2 protein-coding genes and 1 pseudogene are annotated in these 781 nt (G+C 47.0%); all 3 read left to right on the top strand.

Features of this window, described 5'->3' with window-relative positions; genetic code table 11:
- A pseudogene (locus tag R8O10_RS24715) lies at positions 1-201 on the top strand (threonine/serine exporter family protein); the annotation flags it as partial.
- Complete coding sequence (locus tag R8O10_RS24710; protein WP_005459611.1) at positions 201-674, top strand: threonine/serine exporter family protein; 474 nt, start codon at positions 201-203, stop codon at positions 672-674. The pseudogene R8O10_RS24715 and the gene R8O10_RS24710, both read left to right, overlap by 1 nt.
- Before the next feature lie 9 nt (positions 675-683).
- Positions 684-781: dihydrofolate reductase (locus R8O10_RS24705; protein ID WP_318191887.1), on the top strand; the 98-nt coding region annotated here is incomplete at its 3' end.

The raw sequence follows: 781 nt of genomic DNA, 5'->3' as shown, positions 1-781 counted from the left end.
TGACCAACCGTAGCGATGGCATCGTCGGTATTGATGTTGGTGCCTGGTTTTCCACTGATTAATTCGGTAGCAGACATGCTAAAAGGTCACATTAACATGGGTATTGCTCGGTTTGTAATGGCCAGTTTGCTGACGTTAGCAACGTGTTTGGGCATTGTGGCGGCAATGAGTGTAACTGGTATTTGGGGGTGGGCAATTTAATGAATATTTTTGATTTAACGCTCGGTTTGCTCAATGACATGTTTTTTGCAGCCATCCCTGCAGTCGGCTTTGCGTTGGTGTTTAATGTGCCACAGCGAGCTTTGATCTATTGCGCGGTAGGTGGTGCGATTGGTCACGGAAGCCGTTACTTGATGATGCAGTTTGGAGTACCGATTGAGTGGGCGACCTTCTTCGCTGCCACCTTGGTTGGCATGATAGGGGTTCATTGGTCTCACCGCTTTTTGGCTCATCCAAAAGTGTTTACTGTCGCTGCATTGATACCTATGGTGCCGGGCGTTTTTGCTTACAAAGCGATGATTGCGATGGTGGAGATTAACCATTTGGGTTACTCGCCAGAGTTAATTGCGACCTGCATGGAGAACTTTCTTAAAGCCATGTTTATTATTGCTGGTCTAGCAGTTGGCCTCGCAGTTCCTGGGCTGTTATTCTACCGCCGCAGACCGATAGTATAAGGATCCGACATGATCATTAGTATGATTGCCGCGATGGCAGACAACCGCGTTATTGGCAAAGATAATCAAATGCCTTGGCATCTTCCTGCGGATTTTTCTTGGTTTAA

Origin of the sequence: Vibrio sp. 1727 (assembly GCF_033344415.1) — a bacterium.
In the GTDB taxonomy this organism is placed as follows: Bacteria; Pseudomonadota; Gammaproteobacteria; order Enterobacterales; family Vibrionaceae; genus Vibrio; species Vibrio alginolyticus.
Note: the sequence above shows the minus strand (reverse complement) of the source record. Positions and strands in the feature narration are given on the sequence as shown.